The 15,776-nt window shown below is 34.7% G+C and carries 17 protein-coding genes; 4 read left to right on the top strand and 13 right to left on the bottom strand.

What is annotated here, in order from left to right; translation table 11 throughout:
• Positions 1-422 precede the first annotated feature (422 nt).
• Complete coding sequence (gene prfA, locus FFWV33_RS17150; RefSeq protein WP_108742035.1) at positions 423-1,499, top strand: peptide chain release factor 1; 1,077 nt, start codon at positions 423-425, stop codon at positions 1,497-1,499.
• A 176-nt stretch (positions 1,500-1,675) separates the two neighbouring features.
• Positions 1,676-3,706, top strand: a complete 2,031-nt coding sequence (locus FFWV33_RS17145; RefSeq protein ID WP_108742034.1) for a DUF5723 family protein — start codon at positions 1,676-1,678, stop codon at positions 3,704-3,706.
• A gap of 63 nt (positions 3,707-3,769) precedes the next feature.
• Here the strand turns inward: FFWV33_RS17145 and FFWV33_RS17140 are convergent, their stop codons facing one another.
• The 13 genes from FFWV33_RS17140 to FFWV33_RS17080 form a co-directional block, all read right to left on the bottom strand.
• Positions 3,770-4,417, bottom strand: coding sequence for a DUF6565 domain-containing protein (locus FFWV33_RS17140; RefSeq protein ID WP_108742033.1), 648 nt, complete (start codon positions 4,415-4,417; stop codon positions 3,770-3,772).
• A gap of 54 nt (positions 4,418-4,471) precedes the next feature.
• The gene (locus FFWV33_RS17135) at positions 4,472-4,747 is read right to left on the bottom strand and encodes a YtxH domain-containing protein (RefSeq protein ID WP_108742032.1); all 276 of its coding nucleotides are present in this window, start codon (positions 4,745-4,747) and stop codon (positions 4,472-4,474) included.
• 19 nt (positions 4,748-4,766) lie between these two features.
• Positions 4,767-4,919, bottom strand: a complete 153-nt coding sequence (locus FFWV33_RS17130) for a lmo0937 family membrane protein (protein WP_108742031.1) — start codon at positions 4,917-4,919, stop codon at positions 4,767-4,769.
• A gap of 26 nt (positions 4,920-4,945) precedes the next feature.
• Positions 4,946-5,596: a porin family protein gene (locus tag FFWV33_RS17125; RefSeq protein ID WP_108742030.1), complete on the bottom strand. Its 651-nt coding sequence runs from the start codon at positions 5,594-5,596 to the stop codon at positions 4,946-4,948.
• A 181-nt stretch (positions 5,597-5,777) separates the two neighbouring features.
• Positions 5,778-6,737, bottom strand: a complete 960-nt coding sequence (locus tag FFWV33_RS17120) for a YihY/virulence factor BrkB family protein (protein ID WP_108742029.1) — start codon at positions 6,735-6,737, stop codon at positions 5,778-5,780.
• A 5-nt stretch (positions 6,738-6,742) separates the two neighbouring features.
• Complete coding sequence (locus FFWV33_RS17115) at positions 6,743-7,291, bottom strand: hypothetical protein (protein ID WP_159086066.1); 549 nt, start codon at positions 7,289-7,291, stop codon at positions 6,743-6,745.
• A gap of 132 nt (positions 7,292-7,423) precedes the next feature.
• On the bottom strand, positions 7,424-9,631 hold the full coding sequence (locus FFWV33_RS17110) for a PAS domain-containing protein (RefSeq protein ID WP_108742027.1): 2,208 nt from the start codon (positions 9,629-9,631) through the stop codon (positions 7,424-7,426).
• A gap of 3 nt (positions 9,632-9,634) precedes the next feature.
• Entirely contained in the window at positions 9,635-10,081 is a 447-nt protein-coding gene (locus FFWV33_RS17105; protein ID WP_108742026.1) for a response regulator, read from the bottom strand.
• A gap of 10 nt (positions 10,082-10,091) precedes the next feature.
• Complete coding sequence (locus tag FFWV33_RS17100) at positions 10,092-10,658, bottom strand: helix-turn-helix domain-containing protein (RefSeq protein WP_108742594.1); 567 nt, start codon at positions 10,656-10,658, stop codon at positions 10,092-10,094.
• 118 nt (positions 10,659-10,776) lie between these two features.
• The gene (locus FFWV33_RS17095; RefSeq protein ID WP_108742025.1) at positions 10,777-11,850 is read right to left on the bottom strand and encodes an AI-2E family transporter; all 1,074 of its coding nucleotides are present in this window, start codon (positions 11,848-11,850) and stop codon (positions 10,777-10,779) included.
• Positions 11,851-11,956: 106 nt separating this feature from the next.
• Complete coding sequence (locus FFWV33_RS17090) at positions 11,957-12,142, bottom strand: CsbD family protein (RefSeq protein WP_108742024.1); 186 nt, start codon at positions 12,140-12,142, stop codon at positions 11,957-11,959.
• 38 nt (positions 12,143-12,180) lie between these two features.
• The gene (locus FFWV33_RS17085) at positions 12,181-12,405 is read right to left on the bottom strand and encodes a hypothetical protein (RefSeq protein ID WP_108742023.1); all 225 of its coding nucleotides are present in this window, start codon (positions 12,403-12,405) and stop codon (positions 12,181-12,183) included.
• 15 nt (positions 12,406-12,420) lie between these two features.
• On the bottom strand, positions 12,421-12,888 hold the full coding sequence (locus FFWV33_RS17080) for a Dps family protein (protein ID WP_108742022.1): 468 nt from the start codon (positions 12,886-12,888) through the stop codon (positions 12,421-12,423).
• Positions 12,889-13,135: 247 nt separating this feature from the next.
• Here FFWV33_RS17080 and FFWV33_RS17075 point away from each other — a divergent pair, with 247 nt between their 5' ends.
• On the top strand, positions 13,136-14,158 hold the full coding sequence (locus FFWV33_RS17075; RefSeq protein ID WP_108742021.1) for a ligase-associated DNA damage response exonuclease: 1,023 nt from the start codon (positions 13,136-13,138) through the stop codon (positions 14,156-14,158).
• 11 nt (positions 14,159-14,169) lie between these two features.
• Positions 14,170-15,771, top strand: coding sequence for an ATP-dependent DNA ligase (locus FFWV33_RS17070; protein WP_108742020.1), 1,602 nt, complete (start codon positions 14,170-14,172; stop codon positions 15,769-15,771).
• The last annotated feature ends 5 nt before the right edge of the window (positions 15,772-15,776 follow it).

Below are 15,776 nucleotides of genomic sequence, written 5' to 3'. Positions count from 1 at the left end.
AGTGAAATTTTGTTTTTATGATGCCGCATTAGTTCAACACAAAGTAAAATTGCAATTTCTCATTTATCGGGTATTTCTAAAAATGTGAGTAACTTATTTGAGACGCTTTCTGCTTGACAAAATTGGGCTATTTTTAGTGAGAATATAAATGTATAGGAAAGTATAAACTGAAAATTCAATACTGCTTGAATAATAGTCCCAACTGTTGGGCGACCCCCTTTTTATCATGAAGCGGTAGCGACCTGATAAAAAGATTGTAACATACCGAAGCTGTCTTTTTTTGGCAGGCACGCCCTAAAGATTTTAATTGTTCCTATGGGAAAATTTTAGTTACAAATAGCTCCTCAAAAAAACTAAAATTTGGAAAGTGGAAACTTGAATAGTTTTTCGTATTTTTGCACTCCAAATAAAGGACTAAGGATATGTTAGATAGACTTCAAATAGTAAAGCAACGTTTTGATGAGATTTCGGATTTGATTATTCAACCCGACGTGATCATGGATCAAAAACGTTATGTACAACTTAATAAAGAATACAAAGACCTTAAAGCATTGGCTGAAAAGAGAGACGAATATGTGCTCTTAATGGCTAATATTGAAGAGGCAAATGAAATAATTGCCGATAATAGTGATGCAGATATGACCGAAATGGCCAAGATGCAATTGGATGAATCTAAAGAGAGATTGGTGGAATTGGAAGAGGAGATTAAATTTATGTTGATCCCTAAAGATGCCGAGGATGCTAAAAATGTCATGGTGGAGATTCGTGCAGGTACGGGTGGAGATGAAGCAAGTATTTTTGCTGGTGACTTGTTCCGTATGTACACTAAATATTGCGAAAATAGAGGTTGGAGAACTTCAGTAGTGGATATGAACGAAGGGACATCAGGAGGTTTCAAAGAGGTGATTTTTGAAGTTACTGGTGAAGATGTGTACGGAACGTTGAAGTTTGAGGCTGGTGTGCACCGTGTGCAACGTGTACCACAAACAGAAACGCAAGGTCGTGTGCATACATCGGCTGCGACGGTGATGGTATTGCCAGAAGCGGAGGAGTTTGATGTGCAAATTGATATGAATGATGTACGTGTGGATTTCTTTTGTTCGTCAGGACCTGGTGGACAATCGGTGAATACGACCAAATCAGCAGTACGTTTGACACACATTCCTACTGGATTGGTAGCACAATGTCAAGATCAAAAATCACAACACAAGAATAAGGATAAAGCTTTTATTGTATTGCGTTCTCGTTTATACGAACAAGAATTGGCCAAAAAACAAGCAGAAGACGCTACAAAACGTACGTCTCAAGTAAGTTCGGGTGACCGTTCGGCTAAGATTCGTACCTATAACTACGCACAGGGTCGTGTTACTGATCACCGTGTGGGATTGACGTTGTATGATTTGGGTAACATCATGAATGGTGATATTCAGAAAATTGTTGAAGAACTACAGTTGGTTAACAACATGGAGAAATTAAAAGAGGCAAGCGAAGTTTTTTAAACCAAGCTGTTGATATAGTGCTAAATGCCATACTGTTTTTCAGTATGGCATTTTTTTTTAATGTAACCAAATCGTTAAGTTATAAATTACAAGAAATTTGTAGTTAAATTTTCTTAAATTTTTGTTATTTTTGCCACAAATTAAAGATTAATTAAATAGAATTTAATTCGAAGAAAATGAAAAAAAGTTTATTAGGAATTCTTGTTTTTACAAGTTTTGTTTCTGCAAATGCGCAGTCGTATCTTGGGTACACTCATGATAATTATGCGGGTGTACAAGGCGTTTTGTTTAATCCAGCCTCAATTGTAGATTCACGTTTTAAAACAGATATTAATTTGTTTTCGATCAGTACATCTTTAAACAATGACGCTTATGGAGTAAGTATATCTGATGCATTAAAATCAAACTACGATTTTGATACTCAAGCAAAAAAGTCCTTTTCTACCAATAATAACGCTGTTTTGAATACCGATATTATGGGACCATCGGTTATGTTTAACATTGCGCCAAAACATTCTTTGGCCATTTTTACTAGAGCGAGAGCTTTTGTAAATGTTTTGAACGTAAACGGTCAAGTTATTAATGATATTACCAAAGATAACTCAAGCAGTTTTCCAACGGGTACTTTGGGTAGTCCAAATGCAGCGGGTAACTCTTGGGGAGAATTAGGAGTTTCTTATGCAGCTGTATTGATGCAAAGGGGCCAACATTTCTTAAAAGGAGGTATTACTGCCAAGTATTTGCAAGGTGTAGCCAACTACCACTTACAAGGAAACAACATCACAGTTCGTTATGACGATAGAGGAAACCCTCTATTAGATACCTATACTACAACAGGTACTGCAACTTATGGTTCTAGCCAGGATTTTGCTACCAATGATAAAATAGATTTTGATAGTAAATCAAGGGGTTACGGTCTTGATTTAGGTTTGGTGTACGAGTGGAGACCAGACTATGATGCGTCTAGAGTAGACATTAATAACCTTAAATATGTAAACAAATACAAAATTCGTTTTGGTGTTTCGGTAACCGACTTAGGTTCTATGAAATATGAAAAAGGAATTGTAAACAGTTACAACTTGAACAAAACAATTACAGCTGCGAACTATGACAATGCTGATAATTTTGATGAGTTCATGAAAAATAATTATACAAGATCACCAATCAACGGAACAGTTAAGGCTTATTTGCCAACTGCGCTACATGCAGATGTAGATTGGAATATTCACAACAAATTTTACTTAAACGTAAACGGAGATTTTGGTATTGTTGACAAAGACAAATTAAGCCAAAATAGTATTGCCAATAGAGTAAGTATGACGCCTCGTTTTGAGTCAAAATGGTTTAGTTTCTATGTTCCTGTATCATACATGGATTATAGCAAGCAAACACAAGTGGGTGTAGGTCTACGTACAGGAGTTTTCTTTATTGGATCAGGGTCTGTGATTTCAAATATAGTTTCAGACAATTCAAGAGGAGCTGACTTTCATTTAGGAATCAAAGTTCCGGTATACCAAAAGAAGAGTAAGAGAGTAAAACAAATAGTTGAAGTTACAGAAACTGTTGTAAAAGAAGTTATCGCTGTTGATACTGATGGTGATGGTGTTTTGGATAGAGATGATAAATGTCCAGACGTAGCTGGTCCAGCAACAAACAACGGATGCCCGATATTGGATACTGACAAAGATGGTGTTTTGGATAAAGATGACAAATGCCCAGAGGTAGCAGGTCCAGTTGCAAACAAAGGTTGTCCTTGGCCAGATACTGATGGAGATGGTGTTTTGGACAAAGATGATAAATGTCCGAAAGTAAAAGGTACTGCTGCAAACAAAGGATGTCCAGAAGTTACTGCTGAGGTTATCAAAAGTTTGAATACTTTTTCGAAAGCGGTATTGTTTGACTCAGGAAAAGCAACTATCAGAACAGAATCTAATGCTAAATTGGAAGAGATTGTAAAAGTGATGAACGAATATAGCGCTACTAATTTTAAATTAGAAGGATACACAGATAGCTCTGGTGTTGCTGCCAAAAATTTACAATTATCGAAAGAAAGAGCTGCTGCTGTAAAAGAGTATTTGATTGCTAAAGGAATAAGTGCTGACAGACTTTCATCTGAAGGATACGGAATTATTAAGCCAATTGCATCAAACAAAACAGTTGCAGGAAGAGCTGAAAATCGTAGAGTTGAAATTATTCTTGTGAAATAAGAAAAATATAGAAACAAAAAAATGGGACCGAATGGTCCCATTTTTTATGCTCTAAACCTAAAATTATTTTTTAGCTTCAGCATTCTCTTCTGACTTTGCTCCCATACGGTTTACCGTGTACATTGGTGCAAATTTCAATTTTAATAATGCAATTTTTCTGTTGTCTGCTCCTGTTAAACCTTCGTTTTCAACAGTATTCTTGCGGCTATCCAAAGCTTCGTAGGCAAGTTTTATCTTGTCCCAATCTTCTCTAGAGTAAGAATCCTTGTTCTTTTGTACTGTATCTACAAAGTTTTGATATACCGATAGGATATTGTCTTTGTTTACCCAGTTGAATTGCATATCATCACTCACGTATGCAGATCCAAAAAGCGTTTTGTTGTACTCATTTTTTACACTTTCTTGCTGCTCTACTACTTTCATTTTAAAAGCATCATATTTCATTGAAGCCTCATCCAATTTAGCTTGAATTTTGTCTTTGTCTGATGCGGTAGTAATCGCCATGTCGGCATCTGCTTTCATGGTGGTGTATCGCGCATCAATTGCTTCCCAGTCTTTGCTTGCTTCTGCTTCTGCAATAGTACTTACTGAGTCGATATAGTGATTGTATGCTTCTACTTTTTTCTCTGCATTTTCCTGCTGTTCGTTTTTACATGATGTAAAGAACAATGCTGTTGATGCGATCATTACCGCTACTGATATCTTTTTCATAATTTTGTATTTTAGAATTTAATAAAAAACAAGTACTATTCTCTTTAGAAAATATTACAATACCTGCTTATTCATGTCTTTGATGTTGTGGATGTCGTTGCTTGCTTGATCAACCAAATCTTCTCCTTTTTTAATAGCAGTTTGGTATTTATCATTCAACGTATCTTTCAATTGATCAATTTTATGTTTGATCTCATCTGATTTTTGTGCCGATTTTTTGGCAATTTTTTTGCGTGTATTGCATCCTTTATCAGGTGCAAATAAGATTCCTAACGCTGTTCCAATGGCAGTTGCTGCCAATACTACGATAACTGTTTTATTAGTGCTCATGATGTTTCTTTTTATGGGTTTAAATTCCTCTTCCTTTGATGATTCTCAAAATGATGGCGATCAATGCGATTACCAATAATACATGGATTAATGATCCTGCACTATATACAAACACTCCAAGTGCCCATGAGATAATCAATATTACTGCGATTAGATATAATAAATTTGACATAATTTCTATTTTTTATTGGTGAATAATTAGTTTAATTTTAAAGTCATGTAAACGCTTATATTACTGTTTTTTCCGTCTGGTACTGTGTAGGTTGCGCCTGCAACTGTTCTTTCTTTACCTACTGTGGTCAAACCATAGTTGTAACGAGCTCCGATTCCAACTGACTCAAAGTCAAATCCGATTCCTGCAGACAAACCTGCATCAAATTTGTTAAAGTCGTCATTGTTGTACGTATCTTCAAAGTTTAATGAACCTCCGCTTGATTCGTTGGTTACTTGCGCATCTACTAGGTAAGCAAAGTAGGGTCCTGCATGTACACTTACATTTTTGGTCAAATTGGCTTTTACCAAAATTGGCACCTCAATGTAGTTTAATTTAAATTTTGCTTTTCCTGTTGCAAAAGCGTTGTCATACGTAAGCTCAGATCCTTTTCGGCTGTATAAAACCTCTGGTTGGATGGCTACAAAATCAGTAATAGGAAGCATTGCGTAAACACCGGCATTAAAACTAGTAAGAACATTGTTGTCACTTACATCGTTTGTGTACATGTTAGAGAAATTAACTCCTCCTTTTACACCAAATTGTGCTGTTCCGTCATTGATTTGTGCCTGTGCACTGTTAGATCCTAGTCCGATAAGTAGTGCAAGAGCTGCTACTGTTTTGATTGATTTTTTCATATGATAAATTGTTTGTTTGTTTCTACATTACAAAGATGCGACAGTTGTCAAGATTTGCTGTTATAAGATATTTGTGATGATTTATAGAATTACCATTTTGATGAAAATAAAGCAAAAAAAAACTCTCCATAGCTGAAGAGTTTAATTTATTTTTATTGTTAAGTAACTATATTGTAGTGCTTTAAATCATTGCGTCGCGTTCTTTTTTGGCGTCTTGCAAATTTCTTTCTTTCGAAATAACTTCTACATTATGTACAATGTCTGCAAATCTAGACGGCTGTATTGGAGATGAAAACTGCACTGCATAATTTTTTGCAAACTCTGCTCCAAAGTATAATATTACAGAAGAATAGTATACCCAAACCATTATGATCACAAAAGAACCTGCTGTACCATAGACATCTTGTAGATTTGAATTGGCTATATAAAATGAAATCAAAAATTTTCCGATCATAAACAAAATGGCTGTTGCAAACGAGGCAAGTCGTACTTGTTTCCACTTTATTTCGGCATCTGGAAGTATGGTGAATATGGCTCCAAATAGTAAAGATATGATGCTAAAAGTAATAAAGGTGTTGATTGCGTAAACAGCATAATAAAAGGTATCAGAAAACATGGAGAAAAAATGGGTGCTTAGTCCATCCATAATGGCAGATACTCCGAGAGATACCAATAATATAAAACCGAAACTACCAATAACTCCAAAGGATAATAAGCGTGATTTAAGATACAACCAGAATCCTGATTGCTTTTTGGGTTTAATGCCCCAAATGGTATTAATTGAATCCTGAATTTCGGCAAATACAGAGGTCGCTCCAATAAGTAATGTCACAACTCCAATTATACCAGCAACAGTACTGCTTTGTGATAATGATAAATTTTCAATAATGGTTTGAATTTGCTGTGCGCTAGATGGACCAACAAAACTTTTAATTTGGCTAAACATTTTTCCTTCAACGGCTTCGCGTCCCCAAAATAAATCAGATAAGTATAAAATAACTAATAATAATGGTCCTAGAGAAAACATAGTTACGTAAGCCAAGGAACCGCTCATCTTCAAAACTTTATGTTCCAAAAAAGTTGTAATGGTTTGTTTAATTACTTCCCACAATGCTTTGGTATATTGTTTTGATATTTTCATGTTTTTTATAGATTGAAACTCATAGCCAAATCTTCATGATTTTGCTTAAGAGTGCTTGACGATTTTGCTGCAAAAGACCTAAAATCGGCATTGGTTGTGGTATCTTTTATTGTTTCGAGCAAATCAATTTGTACATCAATTTCTCGTATCATTAACTTTACTAAATATTTTGTAGAGTTTTTATTTCGAAGAGAATCCTTGTTTAATTTTAACTGATAAAAAGGTTTCGGAATTACAATTAGATTTTCTTTGCTTAGTTCTTTAAGGTCGCGATCGTTTTCCTGGTGATCTTCTTTTACCTTCAAAATCAAATCTAAATTAGGAATGCGTTTGTTTTGCTTATAAATAATCGAACTGATATCAATGACCTTTTTATTCGATTCGTTTAAAGATGATAAGCTATTAAAATCTAAACTGGCCGTAACATCAGGGCTCATTTTTTGAATTACAAAGCTGCTGTAGTCTTGCCGTTTTTGACTGCAAGAGGCTATAATGCTTATTACAATCAGTAATAAACTGGATGGGATTGCTATGGTATGGAGAGTGCGTTTCATGGCTAAATTTTCAAACAAAATTAGAAAATGTAGCCACTTAAACACTTACAAAATCCGTAGTCAATTTTATATAATTCCCATGTTAGAGGGGTAAATCTAAAATTAATCCAAGTTACTAATGGAAAAAAGCAATTATACGGGGATATAAAACGTAAACGTAGTTCCTACATTGAGCGCACTCGTAGCATAAATAAAACCATTGTGGTTTTCAATAATTTTTTTGCAAATGGCCAATCCTACGCCTGTTCCTTGGTATTCTGTTTTTCCGTGCAAACGATTAAATAATAAAAATATCTTCTCGGCATGCTCTTGTTCAAATCCAATTCCGTTGTCTTTAAATTCGAACTTAAAGAATTTTCGCTGACTATAATCTTTAATTAATTCTTCATCTTTTGCCACTACAATTTTATACGAAAGTGAAATAATAGGAGCGATTTCTTGTTTCGAATATTTTAAAGAGTTGCTTATTAAATTCGAAAACAACTGCTGCATTTGAAAATCTACACCATTAATGATCGGTAGATTTGTGTTTGTAATTTCAGCATTTGTATCTTCAATATTTTGCGATAGTTCAAGTAAACTATCTGCAAATACAATATTAAGATCAATAGGAACCAATTGCGCCTCTGATCGACTGGTTTTAGAATATTGAAGCAAATCATTGATAAGCACACGCATTCTATTGGATGCACTTTCTATGCGAGAAAGATATTCTTTTCCAAAATCGGATAGGTTTTCTTTTTCTTTATCGTTTATTCTCGAAATGAATGTCTGAATTTTTCGTAGTGGTTCTTGTAAATCATGACTCGCTACGTGGTTAAATTCATTAAGTTCCTTTATTTTTTGTTCCAGTTCTTTGTTTCTTTCTTTAATATGTAAACTTTTATTGTAGTCTTCTGTTACGTCCTGCGTGGTTCCAATCATGCTTTGACGACCTGATAAATCTACAAACGAGGTTCCGCTAGTTTTAAATCGACGAATTTTCCCGTCTTTTCGAATGACTTTATAATCGATTTCAGGAAATATTTTGTCGGCCTTTGCTTTGATAAAAGCTTCTTCAACAGTTTGCTTATCTTCTGGATGAACAAAATCAATGAATAGCTCTATTGATGGCTTGAAAGATTGCGGTTTGTGACCCAACAATCGAAAACGGTTATCTGAATAGCTAACTTCTAAGTTATCGAAATGTAAAATCCAACTTCCATAATTACCCAATATTTCAGCTTGCTTACTTGACTGATCAAAGATTTTTAAATCATTATTGACTTTAATCAAGTCGTCATAATTGGTTTTTAATAGGTCGGTTTTATTACTTTCATTGGTGATGTCTTCCGTAACACCTAAAATTAATTTATTGCCTCTTTCGTCAACAAACAACTTTCCGGTTGCCCTTAAATTTCGAATAGCACCATCTGCTCTTATGATTCTAAAATAGGAATATGGTAGTTCATGATTGTCCATTATTTTTTGAATAATGTCATCTACATGTTTTATGTCTTCGGGATGTACAAATTCTAAAAATTTCTCATTGGTAGCAACAAATGACTGTGGCTCAACTCCCAAAATTCGATATAAATTATCAGAATAAATTAAACTATTATCGTGCATCTCCCATTCCCAAGTTCCAAATTCAGATAAAATTTCTGCTTGGTAACTTAAAAACTGTGATTTGCTGAGGGATAAATTGGCATTTTGTAATTTCTCTACATCCTTATTAATTTTATAATAAGCAAAAATTAAAACAACCAGTGTGATAAACAAAATACTTAACGTCAAAATTGGGGTCAAGAATATTTGACTTCTATAAAGTTCATTTCTGTTTTTAAGATACATTTCTTCCAACGCAATCATTTCGTTGAGCTTGTTTCTTATTCGTTCAAGTAGTTCACTACTTTCTCTAAAGTTTTTCTTGAAAAAATAATCTTCATCCATATTTATGCGGTCCTTTCCTTCGATGTAATTCGAAATAAATTCATAGCGTTTGTTGATGATTTCGAACAAAGATTGAAGCTTTTTTTGTTCAATAGGATTGTCCTCGACTAACTTCTTCAATATTACAAATGACGTATTGACATCTGTAGTTGCTTTTTGATAAGGTTTTAGGTAGATGCTGTCTTTTGTTATGATAAAACCGCGCATACTGTTTTCGGAATCCTTAATTGACGAAAATAAATGTTCCAACTCCAAGTTGACCTCATAGGTATGCATGAGCAACTTGGAAGAGTCGGATATGTTTTTGATGTGCTTAATGGTAATCACGCCAATAAATAGCAATACCATCAAACTGATAGCAAATATAATTTTGTGATAAACGGAAGATTTATATTTGATATTTTTCATAATTTACATTCGAAGTAAAAAGTTGTCTTTATTAAGTCCATTGGTGTGGAATTGCCAATTGGTTACCACAACGTCAGATAATATTTTTTTAAGGTCATTAAAATTACTTGGCTTCTTGATATAAATATTGGCACCTAGTACAAAGGTGTTTTCAATATCTTTTTCAGAGGAAGAAGTCGAATAAATAGCAATGGCAATATCTTTGAAAGCACTATTTTTTTTAATAATTTCTAAGCAATCTACACCATTTAGAATCGGCATATTTAAATCCAGAAAAATAATATTTGGCAAAATGGTATCAGGATCGTTCAAATAGTTGAGCAATTCTTTTCCGTCATTCACGGTATTTACGATGGTATTTATTTTGAGTTCATCAAAGGCATCGGTAAAAAATAACCTGTCGTCTTCATCATCGTCAGCCAGGGTTATAAGTATCGAATCGTTTTGCATAATTGGGGGTTTAGTTAAGGTTTTGAGAAGCTATTTCTCTACGTTTTTTTATAATTCTCTGAAATGCCGAAGGGGTTATTCCGGTGGTATTCTTAAACTGTGAACTCAAATGGGCCACACTTGAATAGTTAAGTTTAAAAGCAATTTCTGTCAATGACAATTGGCCACTGATGATTAATTGCTTGGTATATTCGATCTTTTGTAAAATGATAAAATTCTCGATAGAAGTATAGGTTACCTCCGAGAATAAGTTGGACAAATAGCCGTAACTATGATTTAATTTGTCGGCCAAATATACCGAGCTTTTTACGTTCACTGTTACATCTTCCGTAAAGATCATTTCGACAATTAAGTCTTTTATTTTCTGTACTAAAATTGTTTTTTGATTTTCTACAATTTCGACACCATATGGAAAAAGTGAGTTCGAAAAATCTTTTAATTGATCTTCTGAAACCACGTTTAAAAATTCGACTTCACCAAAACCTAAAACTCGATATTTTAGGTTGGACTCGTCCAATTTCTCTTGGAGTATTTTATTGCAAATACGATTGAAATCAAATTTTATAAAAACCTTCATATGCATTATTTTGTTACTAAATTAGTCAAATTTATTTTTACATTCATTGCTCACGATTTTGTTTTTTGTAGAATAAGAGCATCTGCTTCATTTTCAACATAGTCACTTTTTTTGGACGCTATTCTGTTTTTGGCTTGGTTTTAAAATATTTATCGTTTGCTTCACCTAGCAAGAAACCAATTGATTTCATTGATTTTGTATGATCAAAAATAACTTTTAAAGAGGCTGTTATTGGTAATGCCAAAATCATTCCTGGAATACCCCATAACATCGAGAACAGTACGATTGACAAAATGGATACAAAAGCATTAAGTGATACCTTGGTCCCAGTAATTTTTGGTGTAATAAAATTTCCTTCAAGAAATTGGATAAAAGCAAAAATACCAATTACTCCAACTGCGTACCAATACGAATCTTTGGTAGCCAGTGCAACTAGGGCAGGCAACATCGAGCCTATAATGATACCTATATAAGGAACCAATAAAAGTAATGCACACAAAAAACCAAAGAAAAACGGATTATCAATACCAAGCAATAAGAGTCCGATACTGTTCATAACACCAACAATAAACATAACGCTTACCAGTCCCAAAAGGTAGTTTTGTTGTACTTTGTACAATTCGGCTAGCATGGTTCTCATTTTTGATCTTGACATCACCTTTGCTGTAGCTTTGTATATAAAGCTGACCAAAAAATTGCGATACAGTAAAAATAAAAACATGTACAAAGGGGAGAGCATAAAATCACTTAAAATAGCTCCTGATGAGGACAAGAATTGCAAGATTTTACTAGAGTTCTTTTTTACGATCTCTTTTGCTTTCATGTTATCTCCACCAACAATATCTGTACTTTTTATTCCTATCGTACTTTCTAGCTGCTTTAATAGTGGGGTTACCTTTTGTTGAATTTGCACAGCATATTTGTCACTCTGACTCATTATATCTTCAAACTGTATCCCGATCAATACAAATACAGCAAAAATAATAATCGAAAATATTAGAATAGCCATCGTTATCGAAACAATTCTATTGATACGCAAACGTGCCTCAAAAAATTGAACTATAGGATAAATAAGTACGCTCAAAATAATAGCAAAAAGGAGCGGAATAATAAAGTCTCGTAAAACCGAAGCGATAAAAACGATTAAAACAATCGCCAATAACTGTAATCCTAAGTAATTTTTTTTAGCCATAATGCCAATGTTTAGTAAATGATAAGATAGCCTATCGGATTTAAATCCCTAAAAATAGGAATTAAAAACCAATAGGCCTCTAGATTATTGCTCTGATATGTTTATATTACAAATCAGCAATCATTTTTTTGATTTCATCCTTAGATTTACCTAGTTTTTGTTCTAGTTTTCCAAGCATCTCATCTTCTTTACCTTCGGCAAATAACAAATCATCATCTGTTAAATCAGCATATTGTTGTTTTAATTTACCTTTCATTTCGTTCCAATTTCCTTTGATTTCTGTACTGTTCATGATATTTAAATTTAATATTAATAAATGTTATAGTGTAATTATTTTTCGCTTGTTTTGAAGTTATTCTTTCTCAAATTCATCCCATAAGTATAATTGGTACTTAGAATGACGTCATTGCAATCAAAATGTTTTATGATTCCGTTTTCTTGCATTGCGACCACCCAGCAGGTGTTTTGGTGCATACCGTAATCAATTAAAAATAATGCTTGCCCAACACCTAGCGGTGTGTTTACTAATATGGATGGATCAAGTTGCAAAATCATAACTTAAGTGTTAGGTTAACTGTTGTATCTTCTCAAAATCCAAGCTTGCATTTCATGTTTCTGAATAATGGCAGTTAAGAAATCAGCTGTTCCAAAATCGTCAGTTTCTTCAGTTTCTTTGATCATTTCACGAATTTTTGTAATCATCGTTCTATAATCTTCCAATAATTCAGCTACCATAGCTTCCTTAGTTTCGTCTTTGTGACATTCTTCTAAAACTGAATTTTCAATAAACTCAGCCATTGTTCCAGTTGCTTTTTCGCCTAGTTTCCCAATACGTTCTGCAACTTCGTCAATCACTAATTCTAACTCGTTATATTGTGCTTCAAATAATTTGTGCATTTCCATAAAACTAGATCCGGCAACATTCCAGTGAAATTTTCTTGTTTTCACATATAGCACCATTTCGCTTGCCAAAACAATAGATAAATTTTTCACATTTGCTGTCATTTCTTTCTGAGGCATTCCTAATTTAGTATCCATCTTGTATATATTTTTGATTTGTTGTTAATGTTCTCTACAAAGATATTGTGGATGTAGATATTTCTTCTTACACAATTTTATATGATACTTACAGAATTCCTATGTTAGTATTTAAAACACTGGTTATTAATGTTTTATATTTTATTTTTACTGTTTTTGAAAGGACATTGGAATTTGATAATATTTTGAATTAATCCTGTAAGTAAAAAAGTGCTTCTTGCCTTATTTTTGAACTAAATACTTATTTATGTCAGTGCCACTTTTAGCTTTTAATGAAAACGGAATATACTGTGCAGCTGCCAACGTATATTTGGACCCTTGGAAACCCGTACAAAATGCCATTATCACACATGGGCACGCCGATCACTCCCGTTATGGTCATGCGAGCTACATTACACATGTGACCAATGTGCCCATTATTTTGCACCGATTGGGCGATATTTCGGTTTATGGTGTCGAATGGAATGAAACATTTGTAATCAATAATGTCAAATTTTCATTGCATCCAGCGGGTCATATTATAGGTAGTTCACAAGTACGTGTGGAGCACAAGGGCGAAGTTTGGGTGTTTACCGGAGATTACAAAACAGAAGATGATGGTGTAGCAGTTCCTTATGAAGTAGTCAAATGTGACACATTCATTACCGAATGTACCTTTGGTTTGCCTGCATTCAAATGGACTCCACAAGCAGAAGTTATGGCAGACGTAAATAATTGGTGGCAAGAAAACCAATCCGAAGGAAAAACATCAATATTATTTGGGTATTCCTTAGGAAAAGCCCAGCGCTTACTCAAACATTTAAATCCAGAAATTGGCACCATTTTTACCCATGGTGCAATAGAGAATATGACCAATGTATTACGCCCTATGATGGAATTTCCTGCTACGACACTCATCACTCGAGAAACCAAAAAAGAAGAGTTGCTAGGGAATATCGTGCTTGCGCCACCAAGCGCACACGGCACTACATGGATTCGGAAAATGACACCATTTGTCACAGCATCCGCTAGTGGCTGGATGGCGTTTAGGGGAGCGAGACGTAGGCGAGCTGTTGACAAAGGTTTTGTCCTGAGCGATCACTGCGATTGGTACTCACTTCTTGACAGCATAAAAGCTACGGGTGCCGAAAAAATTATTTGTACCCATGGCTACACCGATATTTTTGCCAAATATTTGAGAGAGTTGGGCTATGATGCTCGCACTGAAAAAACACAATACGAAGGCGAACTTTCAGAAATGGATAAAAAAGACGAAAACACGCTTACCTAAATGATTGCTTTATGAAACTTTTTGCCAATTTAATCAAAAGCTTAGATAGCACCAACAAAACGACTGTTAAAGTGGCCGCATTAGCACACTATTTCACAGTTGCTAGTCCGGAGGACAAAGTGTGGACCATCGCTATTTTGTCACATCGTAGACCACCAAGGCCAGTTAATACCACTTTACTGCGCGTTTGGGCAAATGAATTGGCAGCTATACCCATGTGGCTATTTGAAGAAAGTTACCATATTGTAGGTGACTTGGCGGAGACCATTGCCTTAATCATTCCGACAACAAAAGACCATTCTGATAAAAGTCTTTCTAATTTTTTACAAGAAATAATTGCCCTAAAAAAGAAAACAGAGGAAGAGAAAAAGGCTTATTTACAAACCAATTGGCTAGCGCTGAATTATTACGAACGCTTTGTGTTTACCAAATTAATAACAGGAAGTTTTAGAATTGGAGTTAGTCAAAAATTAATGACTCGAGCACTGTCAAATGCAACAGGAGTTGATGAAAATGTGCTCGCCTACAAATTGATGGGGAATTGGGATCCTAATACCATCAGTTTTCAAGAGTTGGTTTTGGAGGAGAAAAGTGGCGATTATGTTTCAAAACCGTATCCTTTTTATCTCGCGTATCCTATTGAAGGTCAGGTTTCAAATTTAGGCGATGTAGGGCAGTGGTCAGTAGAACATAAATGGGATGGCATTCGATCACAAACCATTGTACGAGACGATCAACTTTTTGTGTGGTCTCGTGGAGAAGAGTTGGTAACCGATAAATATCCTGAATTTCAGTCCTTGCTAGGTGTTATTCCAAATGGTACCGTGATTGATGCCGAAATTTTGGCCTATCGGGAGGGCGAAATAGGCACTTTCAATGATTTGCAAAAACGTATTGGTAGAAAAACAGTTTCAGCCAAACTTTTGCAGAGTAATCCAGTAATCTTGAAAGCTTACGATATTCTGGAATGGGAAGGCAAAGACATTCGATCTAAAAGTTATAAAGACAGAAGAGAAATCTTAGAATTTTTATTCGAAAAAATTAAAGATAGTGGTATTCCATTTCAATTGTCGGACCGAATGGTTTTTGACGATTGGGAGGAGGTGACAAAGGAACGTCAATTGGCCAGAGAAAAACGAAGTGAAGGTTTGATGATCAAAAGATTAGATTCCACTTATCAAGTAGGACGAAAAAAAGGCGACTGGTGGAAATGGAAATTGGAACCCTTGGTCATAGATGCGGTGCTTACCTACGCCATGCGAGGCTCGGGTAGGCGAAGTAATTTGTTCACCGATTATACCTTTGCGCTCTGGCAAAACAATGCCGATGGTCAGCCAGAGTTGGTGACTTTTGCAAAAGCATATTCAGGGTTGACGGATGCTGAGTTTAGAAAGGTAGATGATTTTATAAAGAAAAATACAATGGACAAATTTGGTCCTGTTCGAAGCGTAAAACCACAATTGGTTTTTGAAATTGCATTTGAAGGTATCGCCTTGTCCAGCCGACATAAAAGCGGTGTTGCTACACGATTTCCAAGAATTTTGAGATGGCGACAAGACAAAAAAATAGAAGATGCGAATTCCATTGATGATTTAAAAAACATGATAATCTAGCGAAA

The sequence above is a fragment of the Flavobacterium faecale genome, assembly GCF_003076455.1.
GTDB lineage: Bacteria > Bacteroidota > Bacteroidia > Flavobacteriales > Flavobacteriaceae > Flavobacterium > Flavobacterium faecale.
This window is presented reverse-complemented; position numbering and strand designations above follow the sequence as displayed.